Annotated in this window: 21 protein-coding genes; 20 read left to right on the forward strand and 1 reads right to left on the reverse strand. The window is 40.4% G+C overall.

The genetic code is table 11. The annotated features are described in order from the left end of the window. The 11 genes from AC1Z3S_RS11450 to AC1Z3S_RS11500 all read left to right on the forward strand — a co-directional run bounded on the left by AC1Z3S_RS11450 (position 1) and on the right by AC1Z3S_RS11500 (position 13,417). Positions 1-756 carry a DUF4811 domain-containing protein gene (locus tag AC1Z3S_RS11450; protein WP_461740470.1) on the forward strand — a complete coding sequence of 252 codons (756 nt, stop codon included), beginning with the start codon at positions 1-3 and terminating at the stop codon, positions 754-756. A gap of 165 nt (positions 757-921) precedes the next feature. After that, positions 922-2,301 carry a hypothetical protein gene (locus tag AC1Z3S_RS11455; protein ID WP_461740471.1) on the forward strand — a complete coding sequence of 460 codons (1,380 nt, stop codon included), beginning with the start codon at positions 922-924 and terminating at the stop codon, positions 2,299-2,301. 71 nt (positions 2,302-2,372) lie between these two features. Then, the gene (trxB, locus tag AC1Z3S_RS11460) at positions 2,373-3,308 is read left to right on the forward strand and encodes a thioredoxin-disulfide reductase (protein ID WP_461740472.1); all 936 of its coding nucleotides are present in this window, start codon (positions 2,373-2,375) and stop codon (positions 3,306-3,308) included. 255 nt (positions 3,309-3,563) lie between these two features. Then, on the forward strand, positions 3,564-5,291 hold the full coding sequence (locus AC1Z3S_RS11465; RefSeq protein WP_461740473.1) for a phospho-sugar mutase: 1,728 nt from the start codon (positions 3,564-3,566) through the stop codon (positions 5,289-5,291). 18 nt (positions 5,292-5,309) lie between these two features. Continuing rightward, complete coding sequence (locus AC1Z3S_RS11470; protein WP_265459059.1) at positions 5,310-5,594, forward strand: ArsR/SmtB family transcription factor; 285 nt, start codon at positions 5,310-5,312, stop codon at positions 5,592-5,594. Between the two features lie 152 nt (positions 5,595-5,746). Beyond that, a complete protein-coding gene (locus AC1Z3S_RS11475; protein WP_461740474.1) occupies positions 5,747-7,045 on the forward strand; it encodes a homoserine dehydrogenase in 1,299 nt (432 codons plus the stop codon). Between the two features lie 2 nt (positions 7,046-7,047). Next, positions 7,048-8,106: a threonine synthase gene (thrC, locus tag AC1Z3S_RS11480; RefSeq protein ID WP_461740475.1), complete on the forward strand. Its 1,059-nt coding sequence runs from the start codon at positions 7,048-7,050 to the stop codon at positions 8,104-8,106. Next, the gene (gene thrB / locus AC1Z3S_RS11485) at positions 8,103-8,966 is read left to right on the forward strand and encodes a homoserine kinase (RefSeq protein ID WP_265459062.1); all 864 of its coding nucleotides are present in this window, start codon (positions 8,103-8,105) and stop codon (positions 8,964-8,966) included. The genes thrC and thrB overlap by 4 nt, the downstream gene beginning before the upstream one ends. Before the next feature lie 103 nt (positions 8,967-9,069). Then, the gene (locus AC1Z3S_RS11490; RefSeq protein ID WP_461740476.1) at positions 9,070-9,900 is read left to right on the forward strand and encodes an AraC family transcriptional regulator; all 831 of its coding nucleotides are present in this window, start codon (positions 9,070-9,072) and stop codon (positions 9,898-9,900) included. A gap of 100 nt (positions 9,901-10,000) precedes the next feature. After that, positions 10,001-12,253: an alpha-galactosidase gene (locus AC1Z3S_RS11495; protein ID WP_461740477.1), complete on the forward strand. Its 2,253-nt coding sequence runs from the start codon at positions 10,001-10,003 to the stop codon at positions 12,251-12,253. After that, on the forward strand, positions 12,254-13,417 hold the full coding sequence (locus tag AC1Z3S_RS11500) for an MFS transporter (protein ID WP_461740478.1): 1,164 nt from the start codon (positions 12,254-12,256) through the stop codon (positions 13,415-13,417). Between the two features lie 67 nt (positions 13,418-13,484). On the opposite strand, the gene AC1Z3S_RS11505 is transcribed toward AC1Z3S_RS11500, so the two are convergent. Continuing rightward, complete coding sequence (locus AC1Z3S_RS11505) at positions 13,485-14,327, reverse strand: pyruvate, water dikinase regulatory protein (RefSeq protein ID WP_461740479.1); 843 nt, start codon at positions 14,325-14,327, stop codon at positions 13,485-13,487. 120 nt (positions 14,328-14,447) lie between these two features. Here AC1Z3S_RS11505 and AC1Z3S_RS11510 point away from each other — a divergent pair, with 120 nt between their 5' ends. From AC1Z3S_RS11510 to recO, 9 genes are all read left to right on the forward strand, one after another. Further along, positions 14,448-14,879, forward strand: a complete 432-nt coding sequence (locus AC1Z3S_RS11510) for a Fur family transcriptional regulator (RefSeq protein WP_265459064.1) — start codon at positions 14,448-14,450, stop codon at positions 14,877-14,879. A 153-nt stretch (positions 14,880-15,032) separates the two neighbouring features. After that, positions 15,033-15,209: a 30S ribosomal protein S21 gene (gene rpsU, locus AC1Z3S_RS11515; protein WP_002356740.1), complete on the forward strand. Its 177-nt coding sequence runs from the start codon at positions 15,033-15,035 to the stop codon at positions 15,207-15,209. A 21-nt stretch (positions 15,210-15,230) separates the two neighbouring features. Beyond that, positions 15,231-15,677 carry a GatB/YqeY domain-containing protein gene (locus AC1Z3S_RS11520; protein WP_461737750.1) on the forward strand — a complete coding sequence of 149 codons (447 nt, stop codon included), beginning with the start codon at positions 15,231-15,233 and terminating at the stop codon, positions 15,675-15,677. A 201-nt stretch (positions 15,678-15,878) separates the two neighbouring features. Beyond that, positions 15,879-16,856 carry a PhoH family protein gene (locus tag AC1Z3S_RS11525; RefSeq protein ID WP_461737749.1) on the forward strand — a complete coding sequence of 326 codons (978 nt, stop codon included), beginning with the start codon at positions 15,879-15,881 and terminating at the stop codon, positions 16,854-16,856. A gap of 21 nt (positions 16,857-16,877) precedes the next feature. After that, positions 16,878-19,076 (forward strand): HD family phosphohydrolase, encoded by a 2,199-nt coding sequence (locus AC1Z3S_RS11530; RefSeq protein ID WP_461740480.1) that lies wholly within the window; start codon positions 16,878-16,880, stop codon positions 19,074-19,076. After that, entirely contained in the window at positions 19,077-19,556 is a 480-nt protein-coding gene (ybeY, locus tag AC1Z3S_RS11535; RefSeq protein WP_461740481.1) for an rRNA maturation RNase YbeY, read from the forward strand. Between the two features lie 79 nt (positions 19,557-19,635). Next, positions 19,636-20,049 carry a diacylglycerol kinase family protein gene (locus tag AC1Z3S_RS11540; RefSeq protein ID WP_461740527.1) on the forward strand — a complete coding sequence of 138 codons (414 nt, stop codon included), beginning with the start codon at positions 19,636-19,638 and terminating at the stop codon, positions 20,047-20,049. Positions 20,050-20,077: 28 nt separating this feature from the next. Then, positions 20,078-20,977 carry a GTPase Era gene (gene era, locus AC1Z3S_RS11545; RefSeq protein WP_461740482.1) on the forward strand — a complete coding sequence of 300 codons (900 nt, stop codon included), beginning with the start codon at positions 20,078-20,080 and terminating at the stop codon, positions 20,975-20,977. 70 nt (positions 20,978-21,047) lie between these two features. After that, positions 21,048-21,902: a DNA repair protein RecO gene (recO, locus tag AC1Z3S_RS11550; RefSeq protein ID WP_461740483.1), complete on the forward strand. Its 855-nt coding sequence runs from the start codon at positions 21,048-21,050 to the stop codon at positions 21,900-21,902. Positions 21,903-21,912 lie beyond the last annotated feature (10 nt).

The following is a 21,912-nucleotide window of genomic DNA, read 5'->3' on the forward strand; positions in this document are numbered from 1 at the left end:
ATGATTTTAGTTTTATTAGTGGTCTTTACCTTAATGGTCTTTGGCAGCTGGCTCTTGATTAAAGGTCAGACGATGAGGCGGATTGCCGGGGCTGTCAGCAGTTTGTTGCTCGTGGCAACAATTGTCTTGGTTGCCTTGCATCTGTATAATCATTTGGGCATGGAAAAAGTAACCACTACAACCGAAAATGAAATCTACACGGCCGGTGATACAGCTTCACCTGCCAATCTTTTGATTGTTTCGGAAATTGGCACAGCTTCTGACAATTATGCGATGGTTTATCGCGATAGCCCTGACGCTGAGGCAAGTGAAACGCATTTTGTTCCCGATGAGTCAGATATCGTGAACGCTGTTAAACTGACAGCTAGTTATCAAACAGCGGATACTACTGAAGCGGTCGCTGAAACTAAAACAACCAAATGGGATTTTAGCTCTAATTTTTACAAGACTTTATTCAGCTTTGAAAATCAAGCAGATGAAATTATTGCTGAAAAAGTAATCGTAACGGTGCCAGAAAAAACTTGGGTTGTCTTAACCAGTGACCAGGCGCAACAATTGCAAGACAGCCAAAGTTCCTTAACAGCTGAGGAACAAGCAGCAGCGCAAGCTAATCTGCAGGCAGCCGTTCAGACTGCTGTCAGCAATTATCTGCTGGAAAATCCTTCTGCGAGCCAAGAAGATATTCAAAATTTTACAACAGAAGCAACTGCTGAAGTGGCTGTTCAAGCAATCAAAGCACAGCTAGCAAACGCGTAACCTCAAAAACTTTAAGGAATAAGCGGCCCTTATTTCTTAAAGTTTTTTTGCTGCGATTAATTTCAGCCGACTTGTTAAAAATTGTAACGGTTTAGACATGCAGAAACTGAAATTTTTTTGTATACTTAGGGTTCTAAAAAAAACAATTTACAGAAGGTAAGTAGCATGTTGACCACCATAAAAAATTTCTTAAAAAACTTTACTACGACGGCCCCGTTTATTTTAAGCAACACCTTAATTATTGTGCCTTACTTGCTTTTTCTACAATTAAGCGACGGTACTACTTGGCAAAGCGTGTTGCCCTTTGTTTTATTTTATACATTTCGCTTCACGGGGCTCTTTTTAATTCGTGGTCTCAATACTCAGCTTGAAAGCTTTACTTTGTTAATGGCCGCCCTTTTAGTAGGCGGCCTCGGCAGCGTCAGTGGTTTTTTGGGGATGATTTTTCCTGGAGCTTATCCGTTAGCGGCAATTTTATTAGGCTTAAGTGCAAGTTGGCTCACACCGGCCAATATCACGGTCAATTTTCAAGAAGCGCAACAGGGCTTTCACAATATGAATGCTAAAAAATATCCCTTTGCTTTGCTTGGCCTGCTGGGATTATTTTGGCTGATCAATCAAGATTTCCCCGCTTCAGTTACAGTGAGCCTAGTCTTAGCTTTATATGGGCTGTTTTTCGTAGCCGCCTATCATACGGTGCGGCATTATCCGCATTTTGAAATAAATTTTGCCAGCACCTCAAAAAACTTTATCGCCTATCGTGAGCTGATAATGTTCGCTATTTTCTTTTTGCTGCTGCTTTTATTACGCAGCGGCCGTCTCTTGTTTGATAGTGGGGAGATCGACATTGCTTTAATTGGCTTTATTCTGGTTTTTACCATTGCCATTTGGCTGTTGAGTCGCAAAAAAACAAGTTCACAATTGCCTCTTTGGCTGAACTGGTTGAATTTTGTTAACGGTATGATTGGCAATTTTTTGTTTCTCTTTATTTCTTTGTACGTCAGTGGCACCAAAGGGATTGGGGCGGTTGCCAGTCAAGTTTATCTTCCTTATGTGCTGGGAATGGTAGCAGCGATGGTCTTAGGACCACTTTATTTGCAGCGCTTGACGAAAGTGGCTCCGGTTAGTAAACTGATTTTTGGCCTAGGCCTCAGTTTACTGCTGATTATCTGGCCGACTACTTTTCTGCTGGGCTTTGCGCTGCTGAGCTTTTTTAAAAGTACCACCAGCTCATGGCTGAATCAGCAGTATTATCAAAAAATCAGCACTCCTGTTGGCAGCGGTGTATTGGCAAAGTTTTCATTGCAAAATAAAGGCAGCTTGACGGCGCAATTTATTATAATGGGTGTATTAGCCATTTTAGTTTTTGGTTTTCACGGAGATAATCGCCTTTTTTTAAGAATTTTGTCGAGTCAGGGAGTGTCGAGTAGTGCTCAGCAAATTTTAAATGATTGCCTGCTAGTTTTAGTCGGTCTGCTATTTGTTTGCTTGGCAGCAGCTTGGGTTTTGTGGCGCAAAAATCCTTTACCAAAAACTAAAACTTAGGCAGAAAGATAGACTTTGCGCAAGTTTCGCTGTAAAGTAAAGTCACTTGATAAAATGATGGAGGAAAGACTATGTATGATGTAATCGTAATTGGTGCAGGTCCTGCTGGCATGACAGCAGCTTTATACGCATCTCGTTCAAATTTATCTGTATTAATGATTGAACGGGGAGCTCCTGGTGGCCAAATGAATAACACCGCTGAGGTAGAAAATTACCCTGGTTTTGAAACGATTATGGGACCTGAACTGGCTTATAAAATGTTTGAAGGTGTCACAAAATTTGGGACCGAAAATGCATACGGGATTGTCACAGATATTATCGATCACGGGACGCACAAAGAAGTCGTCTGTGAAGATAAATCTTACGAAGGAAAAACTGTTGTTTTAGCAACCGGCTGTGTCCATCGTAAATTAGGTGTCAAAGGTGAAGAAGAATTCTCCGGTCGAGGAGTCTCTTATTGTGCCGTTTGTGATGGTGCCTTTTTCCGCAATAAAAAATTATTAGTTGTCGGTGGCGGCGACTCAGCAGTTGAAGAAGCGATTTACTTAACTCGCTTTGCTTCAGAAGTTGTGATTGTTCACCGCAGAGACGAATTGCGGGCCCAAAAAATTATCCAAGATCGGGCATTTGCCAATGAAAAAATTTCTTTCTTATGGGATTCTGTCTTAGAAGAAATCACCGGCAATGAAATGGCAGTGACCGGCGCTAAGGTGCGCAATGTTAAAACCGATGAAGTATCAGAAGTCGAAGCAGGCGGTGTCTTTATCTATGTTGGCTTGGATCCGTTAAGCGAACCCTTCAAAAAGGCTGGCTTAACCAATGCAGCCGGCTGGGTGGAAACAGATAATGATATGCGGACTTCAATGCCCGGTGTCTTTGCAGTAGGAGATTTGCGGGAGAAAACATTACGCCAAATTACTACGGCTGTCGGCGAAGGCGGAATTGCCGGCCAACAAGTCTATCTTTATTTAGAGGAAAATAATTTAACCGAAGCACCGACTGTTTAGACGGTGTCAAAGTAAAAAAAAGTGTGCCAAAAGTGATTTGGCAGCTGTTTATCCAAGTTTTATGAGTGAGCTAGTTTGTGATTTTAGTTAGCAAGATTTCATTTTATTTTTGGATTCAGCTGCCTTAGCGCTTGCGGGCACTTTTTTTATTTTTTTTTCAAGATTCGCTTGAGACTTTTACCAGTCTGCCTTTTATAAAAAAACTAAGAATGATATACTAATAAAGTACAAATTTCGAAAAAGAGGTGGCTAATTATGTCTTGGGAACAAGTCTATGAGTTATGGAATAACGAAGAAAATCTAGATGAAGCCTTAAAAGCACAATTACAAATTTTAAAACAAAATCCTGAAGAGCTGGAAGATGCCTTCTACACGCAATTGGAATTCGGCACAGCCGGCATGCGGGGAATTTTAGGACCAGGCATCAATCGGATGAATATCTACACAATCCGTCAAGCAACAGAAGGTCTGGCCCGCTTTATGGACCAGCAGGATCCTGAGACCAAACGTCGCGGTGTGGCAATTGCTTATGATTCTCGACATATGTCACCAGAATTTGCGATGGAAGCAGCCAAAACCTTGGCAAAACATAATATTCCGGCCTTTGTTTTCGAAAGTCTACGGCCGACACCAGAGCTTTCCTTTGCGGTCCGCTATTTAAAAGCCTTCACTGGGATTATGATTACGGCTTCCCACAATCCAGCTGAATATAATGGCTATAAAGTATACGGAGAAGATGGCGGGCAAATGCCACCAGCGGATGCAGATGCTTTAACTAAATTTGTTCGTTCAGTTGAAAATCCTCTAAAAGTCGAAGTTCTATCCGAGGAAGAAGTTGAACACAGCGGCTTAATCAATATCATCGGCGAAGAAATTGATAGCGAATATTTAAAAAATGTCAAATCAGTAACCATCAACCAAGCCTTGATTGATCAAATGGGCAAGGACTTAAAACTGGTTTATACGCCATTACACGGCACTGGAAAAATGTTAGGGGAACGGGCTTTAAAACAAGCCGGTTTTGAACAATTCGTCTTGGTTCCGGAACAAGCGATTCCCGACCCGGATTTTACCACGGTGAAATCTCCTAACCCAGAGGAACATTCAGCCTTTGAATATGCGATTCGCTTAGGGGAAAAAGAAGGCGCGGATTTATTAATCGCCACAGATCCGGATGCCGATCGCTTAGGGGCAGCTGTACGTTTGCCGGATGGCACATATCAAGTGCTGACAGGCAATCAATTAGGTGCCTTGATGATTCAATATATTTTAACCGCCCATCAAACAGCTGGGACCTTGCCAGCCAATGCTACCGTGTTAAAATCAATTGTTTCCAGTGAATTGTCAACTGCGATTGCTAAAAAATTTAACACCGATATGGTCAGTGTTCTGACTGGCTTCAAATTTATTGCTGAAAAAATTCAGCAGTATGAAGAAGATCATTCTAAAACCTTTATGTTTGGCTTTGAAGAAAGCTATGGCTATTTAGTGAAGCCTTTTGTAAGGGACAAAGATGCCATCCAAGCGTTAGTTTTATTGGCTGAGGTGGCGGCTTATTATAAACAACAGGATAAAACTTTGTATGATGGTCTGCAGGATATTTTTGCAGAATTTGGCTATTATACTGAAAAAACAATTTCTGTGACAATGAGCGGCATCGAAGGCGCTGGTAAAATTGCGGCCTTAATGAAAAAATTCCGTGAAGAAGCCCCCTCTGAATTTGCCGGTGAAGCTGTCGTGCAAACGGAAGACTTCAAACTTCTGACCCGTGTTGGCTTAGATGGCCACTTGGAAAAATTAACAACCCCGCCATCTGATGTCTTGAAATACCAGCTGGCAGATGAAAGTTGGATTGCGATTCGGCCATCGGGAACAGAACCGAAAATTAAGTTTTATATTGCAGTTAAGGCTGAAAGCCAAGAAGCAGCGAATCAAAAGGTCGTTGATTATGAAAACAGCATCAATGCAATTGTCAACGAGTAAACTGGCAGGGGGAATTCGATGGAAGCGCAGGAAATAAAGGCTGTCAGTCAAATTTTTAAAGTTTTGAGTGACCCAAACCGCTTAAAAATTCTACTGCTTTTAAAAGACGGCGAAAAAAATGTTTCTACCCTGATTGAAAACTTAGGGATGGAGCAATCGGCTGTCAGTCATCAATTAAAGCTTTTGCGGGAGAATAAAATTGTCAAATCCCGCAAAGAGGGTAAAATCGTCTTTTATAGTTTGGATGACCATCATATTTTGGATATTTTGGAGCAAACCTTCCAACACGTTGAACATCGTTAGTATTTAATGATAAAAAGATTAAAATAAAGCTAGAACTTTTTGGGAAACTACCAGAAAGTTCTAGTTTTTTTTGTTGTTTTTCGTTATACTAGGGACATTATTAAAATAAAATGAAACGGATTTAATCTTTATATTATTTTTTGGAGGGCGTCATGGAAGAAGATAAGCTAAAAATTGGTTTGCTGGGGCTCGGAGTTGTTGGCTCTGGCGTGCCGATGATTTTAAAGGAACACGCAGAAAAAATTGCTCAGGTTACCGGAATGGATATCTCTGTTAAAACTGCTTTGGTGCGGGATGAGAATGAAAAAGCCCGCCAAGCGGAAAAATTTGATATTGAATTAACAACGGATATTGATGATATTTTAAACGATGTCGAAATTCAAGTTGTTGTTGAGTTGATGGGAAAAGTCGAGCCGGCTAAAACCTACATTGAAGAAGCTTTGAAACGGGGCAAACATGTGGTCACCGCCAATAAAGATTTATTGGCGCAGCATGGCGGTAAACTTGTCAAATTGGCTCAAGAAAATCATTGTGATTTATATTATGAGGCGAGTGTTGCCGGTGGAATTCCGATTTTGCGGACGATTGCCAATAGTTTAGCCGCTGACAATATCAATAAAATTTTAGGAATTGTCAACGGGACCACGAACTACATGTTGACCAAAATGGTTTCTGAAGGATTGAGTTATGAGACTGCTTTGGCGCAGGCTCAAGCGCTAGGCTTTGCGGAATCTGATCCCACTAATGATGTCGATGGAATTGATGCAGCTTATAAGATGATTATTTTGAGTCAATTTGGTTTTGGGATGAATATCAATTTGGATATGGTTACCATCAAAGGGATACGGGGGCTGCCGATTGAAGACGTTAAGATGGCCGCCCGCTTAGGTTATGAAATCAAATTAATCGGTTCGGCAGAAAAACAAGGTGATTCAATTTATACTGAAGTCGGTCCGATGTTAGTCAAACGAGAGCATCCATTGGCAGCCGTGCGTGATGAATTTAATGCAGTCTTTATCGACAGCTCCGGCGTAGGAGAATCCATGTATTACGGTCCTGGTGCTGGAGCCAAGCCGACAGCCACCAGTGTTGTTAGCGATATTATTACCATTGCCAAAAATTTACGCTTAGGCACTACTGGACATATGTTTAATTCTTATAAACATAAAACAAAAATTACACCAGATAATCAAGTGATGGCTAAATACTATCTTTCATTAGAAGCAGCTGACCAAGAAGGGCAATTTTTGAAATTGGCCCAAATTATGACAGACGCAAATGTTGGTTTTGATCAATTAGTCCAAAATCAAGAAAAAAATGAATCCCAGACAGCGCGAATTGTCGTGATTACCCATACTGTTTCAAAGGAACAGATGGCCGAAGTGATTAAAAATATTAAAGCAACAAGTGGTTTCAAACTATTAAATGTAATGAAAGTATTGGGGGATTAAACATGTACGAAGGCTTATTAAAACAATATAAAGAATATTTACCAATTACCGACAAAACGCCAAAGCTAGGTTTGGCAGAAGGCAACACACCGTTAATTCCTTTATATAATTTATCAAAGGAATTAGGCATTGAATTATACGGAAAATATGAAGGCTTAAATCCTACCGGTTCCTTTAAAGATCGCGGCATGGTAATGGCGGTTGCCAAAGCTGTCGAAGAAGGCGCCAAGGCAATTGTCTGCGCATCAACTGGAAATACTAGCGCTTCAGCTGCGGCGTACGCAACACGGGCGGGCGTGAAAGCCTACGTGGTGATTCCTGATGGCAAAATTGCGATGGGAAAATTAGCCCAAGCGATTATGTATGGGGCAGATATTATTTCAATTCCGGGAAATTTTGACGAAGCTTTAAAAGCTGTGCGGGACATCGCTAAAACGGAAGCCGTTGCTTTAGTCAACTCAGTGAATCCTTATCGTTTAGAAGGGCAAAAAACCGCCGCTTTTGAAGTTTGCGAGCAGTTAGGTAAAGCACCGGATGTTTTAGCAATTCCAGTGGGCAATGCCGGCAATATTTCCGCTTATTGGAAAGGCTTTAAAGAATGGCATGATGTCAAAGGAACGCTATTGCCAAGAATGCATGGCTTTGAAGCCGAGGGAGCTGCTGCGATTGTGCGGGGCGAAGTGATTGAACAACCAGAAACAATTGCGACAGCGATTCGGATTGGCAATCCTGCTTCTTGGAAATTAGCTGAAGCCGCCCGGGATGAATCCAAAGGCTACATTGATTCGGTGACCGATGCTGAAATTTTAAATGCCTATAAAAAGATTGCCGCTCAAGATGGTGTCTTTGTTGAACCCGGCTCAGCCGCATCGTTGGCCGGCGTTATTCAACACGTTAAAGCTGGCAAAATTAAACCAGGAGAAACAGTTGTCACAGTCTTCACTGGCAATGGATTAAAAGATCCTGATACAGCCATTAATGAGAGTGATGTGCAAATTTCTAAAATGAGTGACCTTGAAGCCATGCGTTTACATCTGCGTGAAGGAGTGGCAAAATTATGAAAATAAGAGTGCCTGCGACTAGTGCCAACTTAGGACCGGGATTTGACTCTTGTGGTATTGCTTTGTCTCAGTATTTGTATATTGAAGTCATCAAAGACAGCGATCAGTGGGTCATTAATCACAATCTCGGAGAAGATATTCCTAAAGACGAAAGCAATTTATTATTGCAGACCGCTTTAAAAATAGCACCAAAGCTGACGCCTAAGGTTTTGAAAATGACTTCTGACATTCCTTTAGCCCGTGGTTTAGGTAGTTCGTCATCTGTTGTGGTGGCAGGCATTGAGCTGGCCAATCGGTTAGGCAATTTAAATTTATCTTTACGGGACCGTGTGCAAATTGCCACAGAAATTGAAGGCCATCCCGATAATGTCGCACCGGCGATTTGCGGTGACTTTGTCGTCGCTAGTTATGTTGACGGCGATGTCCGTTATGTCAAGCACCATTTTCCTGAGTGCGATGTGATTGCTTACATCCCTAATGAAGAATTACTGACAACAAAAAGCCGCAGTGTGTTGCCAGAGACGATTCCTTTTCGGGAGGCGGTGGAGGCCAGTGCCTTAGCTAATGTTTTGATTGCCGCTATTTTAAATGGCAATTTACCATTGGCCGGCAAAATGATGGAAAAAGACAAGTGGCATGAAAAATATCGCCGCAGTCTCGTTCCTCATCTGGATCAAATTCGAACAATTGGTCATGAGGAAGGCGTCTATGGTGTCTATCTTAGCGGCGCCGGACCAACAGTTTTGATTTTAACACCAGCTGACGTTACCGACAGTATGGTCGCCCGCCTAAAAGAATATAACCATCAGGCTCGGGTGGATCTGTTGAGTGTCGATCAAGAAGGGGTCCAGTTTTTTTAGAATACATGATTAGCAAATGCATAAATAACTGCATTTGCTTTTTTTTAAGAAAAATGTGTCAAAATTTGATCTGGAGGAAAATTTGATGGAAGAAAGTATCTACTTGATTAAAGATTTAAAAACAAACTTTCAAGATTTGTATTTTGCTTTTTGCGGACATGCTAAAACTTATCCCAAACATAGCTTTGGTCCTGCAGTTAGAGATGTTTATTTAGTCCATGTCATCTTGTCTGGTGCTGGCTATTACACATTTAATGAAACAAAATATTTTTTGAAAGCAGGGGACGGCTTTATCATTCCTCCAGGAGTGCCAACTTTCTATCAAGCAGATAGCGAGAAACCTTGGACCTATATTTGGATGGGGATTGGTGGGAGCCAAGTGCAACATTATATGGAAAAAATGGGTTTTACTTCTGATCATTTGTCTTTTCAGACTAATAATGTCAGTGATTTTTCAGCCACTGTTTTTAAAGCTTTGGCCTATGAACAGGATACAATCGCCAATGAGTTAGCTTTACAACAGACAGCTTATCAATTTTTAGAAATGATGTTTAGAGCAAGCCATCTAAAGACGCAAAAACTTGAAACTAAGAAAATGAATTCTTATGTATCTCAAGCGCTTGAGATTATCAATCAAGATGCTTTCTATACTATAGCGGTTAGTGAAATTGCTGATACATTAGCTGTTCATCCAAGCCATCTCTCACGTCTTTTTAAAAAAGATATTGGTATTTCAATTAAAGAATATATTACAGAATTGCGGTTATCTGTTGGCAATGACTTATTGAGCACAACTAAGCGTTCGGTTCAAGAAATTAGTGAGTTATTAGGCTTTGCCAGTCTTCAAGCATTCTCTAAAGCCTTTAAAAAGCGAAATGGCTTAACTCCTAGCGCTTATCGAAAGATGCGCGATGGTTTAGGTAGAGAGAACTAAATTCAAAGGTATCAAGTATTGACAAATATTCCTCCTAAAGAGCGCTTACGATTTTTGTAAGGGCTTTTTATAATTGAGTTAATTCTTAGGAGGTGGCAAGATGAGCAATCATCAGACATTAATTGAATATTTACCGGAGACAAAACAATTTCATTTGAGGAATCAGCTGATAAGTTACATTTTTAAGATTTCAAAAGATGGAAAATTATTACACTTGCACTATGGTAAGCAAGTCCCAATGGATAGAAACTACTCATATTTAATTGAATTACAACATCGACCAATGACAACTTACCGGAATGAAGGTGACTTATTATACTCGCTAGAGCACGTTCAACAAGAATTACCAGAATACGGTGCAACAGACTTTCGCCATCCAGCTATCCAAATAAAGCAAGCTAATGGATCGCTGATTTCAGATTTTATTTTTAAAGAGTATCAGATTCTTAAAGGAAAATCGAAATTGAAAGATTTACCTGCGACTTATGTAGAGCAGGAAGCCGAGGCAAGCACTTTAGTTATAACGCTGGTAGATTCCTTGACACATGTGGAAGTTAAATTACTTTTTACAATTTTCAAAGATTACCCAGTGATAACTCGTAGCCAAAAGATTGTAAATAAAGGGACGGAAAAAGTCGCTTTGGAAAAGCTTGATAGTTTATCGCTAGATTTTTCAGATTCAGATTATGAATGGTTACAATTATCAGGCGCTTGGGGAAGAGAACGTTTTATCAAGGAACGGCGATTAGAACAAGGAATCACATCGGTTGAGTCAACCAGAGGTGTTTCAAGTCATCAACATAATCCTTTTGTAGCGTTGAAACGTCGTGAGACAAATGAATCCAGCGGGGAAGCTATTGGAGTATCTTTAATTTATTCAGGAAACTTTTTAATTCAAGCTGAGGTTGATACTTGGGATGTTACTCGCTTGCAGGTAGGCATTAATCCTTTTGGTTTTGAATGGCAATTGATGCCACAATCCGAATTTCAATCACCAGAGGCAGTTTTAGTTTACTCATCTCAAGGATTGAATGGTATGAGTCAAGCTTTCCATCAGCTTTTTAGAAATCGTTTGGCTCGTGGTGAATGGCGGGATAGAGAGCGGCCAGTATTGTTAAACAATTGGGAAGCGACTTATTTTGATTTTAATGAAGAAAAACTGGTGGCAATCGCAGAAAAAGCCAAAGCAGTTGATATTGATTTGTTTGTTTTGGATGATGGTTGGTTTGGTGAACGAAATGATGATCATGGCGGTTTGGGAGATTGGTTTGTGAATCGAGAAAGATTGCCTCAAGGTATTGGCAGTTTATCTGAAAAGATTCGCCAGCTGGGACTGAAGTTTGGGTTGTGGTTTGAACCCGAAATGGTGAACAAAGCAAGTGATCTCTACCGCAACCATCCGGACTGGGTGATTCAAACACCTGAACGTGCTCTTCAACATGGCCGTAATCAATATGTCTTGAATTATGCAAACGATCAAGTCGTTGAAAACATCTTTGAACAAATGAGTAAAATTATTGAGGAATCAAAACTCGATTATATTAAATGGGATATGAATCGGCCCCTGACAGATGTTTATGCGCTGAACTTGTCAGACAATCAGCAGGGAGAAGTCTTCCACCGTTTTGTTTTGGGTGTTTATAAATTATACGAGATGCTGACAACAAAGTATCCCAATGTTTTGTTTGAATCTTGCTCATCAGGAGGAGGTCGTTTTGATGCAGGAATGCTTTATTACGCTCCTCAAGCTTGGACTAGTGATGATTCGGATGCAATTGAACGCTTGAAAATCCAATATGGAACTAGCCTGTTGTATCCTTTGTCTTCAATGGGAGCACATGTTTCAATTACACCAAATCATCAAACCAATCGGAAAACACCGTTGCATACCCGAGGGAATGTCGCCTTCTTTGGAGCTTTTGGATACGAGTTGGATTTAAACAGATTGTCAGAAAAAGAGTTAGCAGAAGTAAAAGAACAAATTAAGTTTTATAAGAAGTATCAAAAGTTATTGCACAATGGCATGTTTTATCGATTAAGTTCACCATTTTCTGACAATCAAAATCAAGTTAGTTGGATGGTTGTTGATCAAGATCAAGAAAAAGCAGTGCTAGCTGTTTATAAAATTTTGAATGAAGTCAATAAAAGTTATGACCGAATCATTCTTCATGGGTTAAAGGAAAACTTTTTATATGAAATTAATGGAAAAGAATATTCAGGTAGTGAATTAATGAATATTGGCTTTTTGACAAGTGATAGCTCGAGCGGTCAAATTAACCAACAGAATAATTTACCTGAGACGTATGATTTTGATTCTCGAATCTGGGTATTAACAAAAAAAGGAGAGATTTAGATGGGAAAGACCAATTCTTTAACAAAGCTGAGTGTTTTATTAATATCATTAATGCTGACTAGCTCTCAGGCAATTAATGGAGTCATTCCCCAAATGCGAAATGCTTTGGGAATTAGTCAGAGTCAAAGTGAACTATTAGGGACAGCACCAAGTATTTCTGTAGTAATTTGCATTTTGCTTTCTAGTTATGTTGCCAAAAAAATTGGTATGAAGAAAACTGTCATCATCGGCCTATTACTAGCTGGTGTCGGTGGTCTAATGCCAGTATTTATCAGTAATTTTTCTGTTATCTTAGCTAGTAGAATCATTTTAGGTGCTGGACTTGGTCTCTATAATTCATTAGCGGTTAGTTATATCACTGGTCTGTATGATGGTGACACCAGAGCTAATCTTTTGGGTTTCCGTAATTCGATGGAGGCTATCGGACAAACAGTCTTGATATTCATAGCGGGTGTCTTATTAAATATCAGTTGGACTTGGTCATTTGCTGTCTATGCCTTAGCATTTCCGATTGCGCTGCTATTTTATTTGAAGGTACCAGATTTAAAAATCGCCGAAGACTACATCGGTAAAAAAGAAAAAATGAATCCGCAAGTCTTTGCTTTGATGCTTTTGGCAATTTTATTAGTCATGAACAGCATCGCTATTTCAGTTCGCTTTTCTTCTATCGCAACGGAAATTCGTGGCATGGACTTTAATGCAAGCAACTTTTTGGCCTTGATGCCAATTCTTGGTATTGTGGCTGGGCTCGTCTTTGGCTCAGTTAATAAAGTTTTGGGAAGTAAAACAATGTACGTGGGAATTGCCTGTTTTATTTTATCTAATCTGTGTATTGGCTTTTCTGGAAACAGTTTGACTTTGTTACTAGCCGGGTTATTTATCTCAAGTATCCCGGGAGCTTGGTGTTTCCCGTATATTTTTAACAATTTGGATCACGTTACAACAAAAAACACAGTAGCATTTGCAACTTCATTGATTTTTATTGGCTGCAATATTGGCAACTTCTTAGCTCCTGTCGCTATGCAAGTAATTCAATTATTGACGGGCTCAAGTAGTTTAACAGCCCCATTCTTTATTTTTGCGATTTTATTTGGTTTCGTTTTAATAATTGTTATGGTCGGTGATCGCAGAAAAAACTTTTCGTCACTTGAGAAAACCAGTTAAACAATAAAAGTCAGTGACAGCCAGATAGGTTTTAATTATCTGGTTTTCACTGACTTATTTTTTTAAATTACTCTACTGGAGTAAAATAACTATGATCAACTAAATCCAAGGCATCGAAAATCATCGAAGCTGTTTCTTCAATCGATAAAGAGGCAACGTTGATTACGACACAGCCAAGTTTTTCATAAAGGTCATTGGCAAAGGTCAATTCTTCTTTAATTTTATCAATGTCTGAGTAGGCAGTGTCGGGATTCATTCCGTAGGCCCGCATCCGTTCTTTGCGGATATTGTTTAAAATTTCCGGGTCATTGGTCAGACCGACGATTTTTTTCGGGTCCACTTCAAAAATTTGTTTTGGAATATGAGCCTGAGGAATTAAAGGTAAATTGGCAACTTTAAAATTCTTGTTGGCCAGAAAAAGACTTAAAGGCGTTTTTGATGTGCGGGAAACCCCTAATAAGACAATGTCGGCCTCTAAAAAGCCGCGAGGGTCTTTACCGTCATCGTATTTCACAGCGAATTCCATCGCTTTAATTCTTTGGAAATAATTTTCATTTAAATGATGTAAAGCACCCGGTTCCAGTGTTGGATCAATCCCAGTTCTGCGGGAGATTTCTCGCACTGGCGGATTTAATAAGTCCATATTAAACAAATCATTTTCATGGCAATATTGATCGGTTAATTTCGCCAAATCTTTATTGATGAGAGTATGGAGAATCAAGGCGTCTTCTAGCTTGGCATCCGCCAGAGCTTTCTTTAACGTATCTTCATCATTGACGAAGGTGCGTCGGAAGATACAAAATTCCACACTTGGAAACTGAGCCATCGTCGCCTGAGCTAGTTTTGACGCTGTTTCACCAGCGGAATCGGAAATCACAAAAATGGTGACAATTTGTTTTTCTTCACTCATTTTAAAAAACCTCACTTGCTTATTTTTGTAAATTATTATACCATAAAAAAGAATTTAAAAATCGTAATGTTTCTGATTTACAAAAAGCTAGTTGAAACGTTAAAAAAAGAGGTGTGTCAGTTGGCCAAACAATCTGTCATTGAAGAAGCCCTGCAAACATTAAAAGAAAATGGTTTTAAATATACCAAAAAGCGGGCGACGATTATTGAGTTTCTAGCCAAAAAGAATCGTTATGTCTCGGCCCGAGAAGTGCACGAATTTATGAATCAGGAATTTCCTGGTGTCAGTTATGATACAGTTTATCGTAATCTGCATGATTTCAGCGACTTTGAAATTTTAGAGGAAACTGATTTAAATGGTGAAATGAAGTTCCGCATTCATTGTGGACATGGCGCTCACGAGCATCATCATCATTTTATTTGTACGGTCTGCGGTAAAACCAAAGAAATTCACATGTGCCCAATGGATTTTTTTGAAGGACAGTTACAGGGGTGTTCGATTGAAGGCCATCGCTTTGAAATTTTGGGTCGTTGTGAAGATTGTCAAAAATAACAAAGAAAAATCGGGAGTTTTCAGATTTTTTTCTAGAACAGCTTGACGATGATTTTTCCTTTCGATATAATGACATATGGACAGTGTTGTTTTTTGATGTATAGTCAATTGGCGAAACGGTTACTTTTAATGCTCGGAGGGAGGGGAATTATAATGTCAAAAACAGTCGTTCGTAAAAACGAATCTCTTGATGATGCTCTTCGTCGCTTTAAACGTTCCGTGTCAAAAGCGGGTACTTTGCAAGAATCTCGCAAGCGTGAATTCTACGAAAAACCAAGCGTGAAGCGTAAGAAAAAATCTGAAGCAGCTAGAAAACGTAAAAAATTCTAGTACTTTTGAGGAGCTGATAGCGTGTCACTACTGAATACGCTGAATGATGACATGAAAACGGCGATGAAGGCGAAAGACAAGGAGTCCTTAACTGTAATTCGCATGTTAAAAGCATCTATTCAAAATGAACAAATCAAAGTTGGCCATGAATTAAATGACGAAGAAGAATTGACTGTTTTAGCTCGTGAGATGAAACAGCGCCGTGATTCTTTGGCAGAATTTGAAAAGGCTAATCGCGATGACTTAGTCACAAAAGTTCAAGGTGAAATTGCTGTCGTGGAAAAATACATGCCGACTCAGCTGTCGGAAGCAGAAATCCGCGAGATTGTTCAAGGAGCGATTGCCAAGACCGGAGCCACTTCCAAAAGTGAATTTGGTAAAGTGATGGGGGCTGTGATGCCTGCTGTCAAAGGCAAAGCTGACGGCAATCAAGTCAATGCCATCGTAAAAGAACTTTTAGCTGATTAATATTTTGAAAATTGAACTGTAGTTGGTTTTCCCATGGGAAATCGGCTACAGTTTTTTGTTTGTAAAAAAACAAAAAACTAATTTTCTGACCGTAACAATTTACTTCCTGCGACGGTCGCTTTACATAATGTGCCTAATTTTTCCTTTTACTGATAGTATGGTAAAATACAATGAATGAAATACTGAAGGAGTGCGCAGCTTTTGCCAGATAACGAAACAACCTCAATTGAAATAAAATTGACGGAAACAGATGACGCCAGTGCTTTACTCGGCGCCCATGATAAACATATTAAATTTTTAGAAGATAACACCCACACGGAAATCCGTTCTCGGGGTGAAATTATTCAAGTCATTGGAGACGCCGAAGAAGCAGAATTGGTGGTCTCTGTTATCAAAATGCTGCAGGCTTTAATTGCCCGCGGGATTAAAATTAATACGCCGGATGTGGTGACCGCTTTAAAAATGGCCCGTAACGGTAATTTGGAATACTTAACGGATATGTACAGCGAAGAAATTGTCAAAGATCGCAACGGCAAAGCCATTCGTATCAAAAATCTTGGCCAAAAACGGTATCTTGAAGCGGTGAAGCATCATGATGTTGTCTTTGGCATTGGACCAGCCGGCACAGGGAAAACTTTCTTGGCTGTTGTGATGGCGATTGCTGCCTTGAAAAAAGGCGAAGTGCAACGGATTATCTTGACTCGTCCGGCAGTCGAAGCTGGTGAAAATCTCGGCTTCTTACCGGGAGATTTAAAGGAAAAAGTTGATCCTTATTTACGGCCAGTATACGATGCCCTCTATCAAATTTTTGGTACGGATCACACGAATCGCTTAATGGAGCGGGGCGTGATTGAAATTGCACCGTTAGCCTATATGCGGGGACGGACTTTAGATGATGCCTTTGTTATTTTAGATGAAGCGCAAAATACCACCATCGCCCAAATGAAAATGTTTTTGACCCGTTTAGGTTTTAATTCCAAAATGATTATTAACGGCGATACGTCACAAGTCGATTTACCTCGCGGCGTGACTAGTGGCTTAATGCACGCAGAACGCACTTTACGGAATATCAAAAAAATTGATTTTATTAATTTTGATTCCAGTGATGTAGTCCGCCACCCAGTTGTAGCGGAAATTATTGATGCCTATGAAAAGGATTCTTTACGGAGCGACACTTAATTTTGAATTGGGAGGAAAGAAATGCTCAGTAAATGGCTCACACAGTTTAGAGATGTTTTAGGGAAGTTCTTTTTCCCTGTAATTTTTGGTGTTTTTGGCTTAGCGGTCTTTGGGATTATTTTTTCTAGTGTGCAACAGCAATCTGTCGATTACCAAGAAGGACAAGTGGCTGAGGAAAATATCCGGGCTAATAAGACAGTTGAAAACACAACGGCCACCAATCAGCGAAAGCAATTAGCTGCTGAAGCGGTGACACCGGAATATACTTATCAAGAAGACTTAGTGACTGAACAAGTCGACACCGTCACTCAATTATTCACCTTAATTACTCAGACGAACACTGAAATCGACCAGCAGTATCAAAAAGAAAAAGCTGCGGCGGCTGAAGGGGAAACCATCCCACAGCCAACGATTGACGAACGGGTGGCAGCTTTAAAAACCAAATTTGAGTCAGCTACAGATGATCAGCTGACTTTTTATCAAGATTTGCCTTCACGGTTTTATGAAAGTATTTTTGCTATGACCAGCGATGAAATTCTAGCAGTTCGTGACCAAGCGGTTGAAAGTATCGAAGGAGCCATGAACTCACGAATTCGTGATGATGATGTGGATACCACTAGAGAAGAAGCTATCAGCCAGTTAACTTATCTGGATATCACCACTAGTCAGCAGCAAGCCATCACTTATCTGATTAATGAAGGCATCGTTGCCAATGAATTTTTAAACGAGCGACGGACTGAGCAATTGCAGGCAGAAGCCGAAGCAGCAGTTCAGCCGGTAATCATTTATCAAGGGGAAATTATTGTTCGTGAAGGCAATCAAATTGATGCCGAAGCGATTGAAAAACTTGATTTATTAGGGATGACTAGCTCTTCAACTTCGATTTTTCCAATCATTGCCTTGGCGATGGGGATTTTATTGCAGATTATTGTGCTAGTTTATTTTAGCCGCCAGCTGGCAGAGCCCATCAAAACGAATTTTATTATTTTCTATTCCTTTACGATGCTGATGAGCGTCTTGATGATTAAATTGTTCCAGCTGTTTGACATGGGGGATTTGACTTACATTCCGCTGTTTTTCCCAGCGAGTTTTACACCGTTGTTGATGAGTTTCTTCTTTAATCGACGGGCGGGAATTATCAGCGCCATTTTTCAAGTGATTTTTACTCTTCTGATTTATTATGATTCTGCCGGCACCAATAGTTTAACAATTGTTTTACTGTTTTATGCTTTCAGCGGTCTCTTGGGTACCGTTGTTAAACGGACCCGAGTTTCTGAACAAGGACTGCCTGCAACTATCTGGCTAATCGTTTTTCCAATGCTTTTAATGTTGACTTTAGTTGTCTATCAAGGGATGAGTTTCACTGAAGGGGCAACTTGGATGACGCTATCCTGTGCTTTTTTCAGTTGTGCTTTGGCTTACCTATTGTCGGTTGGTCTGCATCCTTACATCGAACAATTATTTACTGATGACAGCGCAATTGTTTTAAATGAATTGAGCAATCCGAATCATCCGTTGTTGAAACAATTGTTAGAAGAGGCACCGGGAACTTATCATCACAGTATGATGGTCGCGAATCTTTCGGCCAATGCCGTTGCTGAAATTGGCGGACGCAGTTTGTTGACCCGAGTAGCTTGTTATTATCATGATATCGGGAAAATTAAGCACGCTAACTTTTTCGTGGAAAATTTACCAGAAGGGGCTGAAAATCCCCATAATTTCCTGTTGCCAGAAGATAGCTGCCAAATTATTTTTGGGCATGTTATTGACGGAGTTAGAATTTTAACAGAAGCTAAGATGCCGCAAATGATTATTGATATTTGCCAGCAGCATCACGGTACGACATTAATGAGTTATTTTTATATGAAGGCTGAGGAAAGAAATCCGGATGTTAAAGAAGCCGATTTCCGCTATCCTGGTCCCCGGCCCCAAACTAAAGAAGCCGGCGTGGTAAATATTGCCGACAGCTGTGAAGCAGCGGTGCGGGCGATGGATAATCCCACCAATGAAAAAATTCGTGAGTTTGTTCATAATCTGATTGAAACACGTATTAGTGATGGACAGCTAGACGAAAGCGGTCTAACTTTGGGCGAAATTCGCATGGTGGAACAATCGTTAATTAACGGTTTAGCCAGCACCTTCCATTCTCGGATTAAATATCCGAAGATGCGCTCGGAGGCTGAAAAGATGAAAGAAGAACAAGAAAGAAGAGCAGAGTAGATGGATATTACCTTTATCGATGAGACAGCGGCTGTCACTCCTGAAAAAATTCAGGAGATTGATGACCTGCTGCAGTTTGCGGCTGATTTTTTAAAACTGCCGGAGAATACTGAAATGTCTGTGACGTTTATGGAGAATGCTGCCATTCAAATTATCAATCGGGATTACCGAGGCAAGGATGCTCCTACGGATGTCATTAGTTTTGCCCTCGAAGAAGAAGGGGCCGATGAAATTCCGGTAGTCTTTGACGATGAAGAGCTGGCTGATTTTCCGAGAATGCTTGGTGACATCATGATTTCAACGGAAAGAGCCAAAGAACAGGCTGCCGAATACGGTCACACCTACGATCGCGAGCTAGGCTTTTTGGCGGTTCATGGATTTTTGCATATCAATGGCTATGATCACATGACGCCTGAGGATGAAAAGGAAATGTTTGGTCTACAGAAAGAGATACTGGATGCCTATGGACTTAAAAGATAAGCAAGAGCTAACTAAAAAAAGCCCAGCAAAAAAAGCAGAGCAGGATAACTTAAAGGTCTTTGATCCAGCGACTAAGAATTTGCCGGCTAACGACTCTGATGAGCCCAACATTAAAAAAAACCGACAATTTATTTCTTCGCTAGAATTTGCGCTTCAAGGAATTCGGACCGTCTATAAAGAAGAAGCGAATATGCGCAAGCATACTTTATTAGGCGCCGTAGCTATTTTAGCGGGAATTATCTTTCGCTTGAATGCCAGCGAGTGGCGCTGGCTGTTGCTGGTTATTTTTCTGGTAATTATTGTAGAAATAATTAATACCGCCTTTGAAAATGTGGTGGATATGGTTACCGATTTTCATTTTCATCCCATTGGTAAACGAATCAAAGATATGGCCGCCGGTGCAGTTTTAATTACGGCAAGCTTTGCGGTAATCATCGGGGCTTTTATTTTCCTGCCAAGAATTTGGCAGCTTTTGCAAGCATGGTTTTTCTAAATTAATTTTATCTTGAAAGGATTTAGCTATGTCTGAACATAAATCAGGTTTCATTGCGATTATCGGCCGGCCTAACGTCGGCAAATCAACCCTCTTAAATCGCATCGTCGGTCAAAAAATTGCAATCATGAGTGACAAGGCGCAAACCACCCGCAATAAAATTCAAGGGGTTTATACAACACCAGATGTCCAATTGATTTTTATTGATACACCGGGAATTCACAAGCCGAAAAGCCGTCTCGGGGATTTTATGGTGGAGACCGCCTACAGTGCGCTGCGGGAAGTCGATGCCATTTTATTTATGGTGAGTGCAGATCAAAAGCGGGGCAAAGGGGACGATATGATTATCGAACGCCTGCGCCAAACAAAAGCGCCCGTTTTTTTAGTAATTAATAAGATTGATAAAATTCATCCGGATGAATTATTGGCAATTATTGATGATTATGCCAAGCAAATGGACTTCACTGAAGTGGTGCCCATTTCTGCGACTGAGGGCAATAACTTTGACAACCTGATGACAGCCTTAATCAGTCATATGCCAGAAGGCCCTCAGTATTTTCCAGATGATCAGGTGACCGATCACCCAGAATATTTTATTGTCTCTGAATTAATTCGCGAAAAAGTTTTGTTTATGACCCGCGATGAAGTGCCCCATTCCGTAGCTGTGGTAATTGATTCCATGAAGCGAAATGAAAACGACAAGGTCCATATCCAAGCGACAATTATCGTTGAGCGGGATAGTCAAAAGGGAATTATTATCGGTAAAGGCGGCAAGATGCTGAAAAATATCGGTACTCAGGCCCGCAAAGATATTGAAAATCTTTTAGGCGACAAAGTTTTCCTAGAGCTTTGGGTAAAGGTCCAAAAAGATTGGCGGGATAAACAAACCTACCTGCAGGATTACGGTTATCGTAAGGACGAGTATTAAAATAACGAGTATCAAAATAAAGGTGAGAGTGACAGCTACTGTTGCTCTTTTTTCTTGAGGAGGTGTCCAGATGGCGATTGCGGAGTCTAAAGGCTTGATTCTTTTTGCCAGAGATTACAAGGAAAAGGATAAGCTAGTTAAAATTTTTACGGAATCAGCTGGGAAGATGATGTTTTATGTCAAAGGGGCCCATCGGCAAAACAATCCTCTGACACCAGCGATTCAACCTTTTACCGAAGCAGTCTATATCGGTCAATTTAAAAGTGACGGACTGTCTTTTTTAAACAGTGTCAAAGAAGTCCGCGCCTTTCGTAAAATTCGCGAAGATATTTTTATCAGCGCATACGGCACCTATATTTTAAGTTTGGTGGATGCGGCGATTGATGATCGAGTGTATGATCCAAACTTGTATCGTTTTCTGGAACAGTCCTTAACGATGCTAGAGGAAGGCTATGATCCAGAAATCATCACCAATATTTTTGAAATTCAGCTGCTTCATCGCTTTGGGATTTCCCTGATTTGGGACCATTGTGTTATCTGCGGTCAAACCCAAGGGAAATTTGATTTCTCTTCGGCTTATAATGGTGTCCTCTGTGAAAAGCACTGGTACAAAGACGAGCGGCGTTATCATGCTGATCCCCGAGCGGTTCATTTTGCCCGGATGTTTTCAGCGATTGATGTTAAACAGATTGAGAATATTTCGATCAAAGCAGAGACTAAGGCGGCCATCAGGCAATTGCTTGATCAGCTTTACGAGGAATATGTCGGCATTCATTTAAAGAGTAAGAAGTTTATCGACCAGATGAAAAGCTGGGAGGATCTGCTAAAAATTCCTGAGAGAAAGCCAGCGGAAATGTCTTCAGATTTAGCACAAGATGCAAGTGCAGATGCAATCGAAAAGGACGAGGATTCACCAGAGTCTTAAGTGCTGGCTT

This window comes from Enterococcus sp. LJL90 (assembly GCF_056924355.1).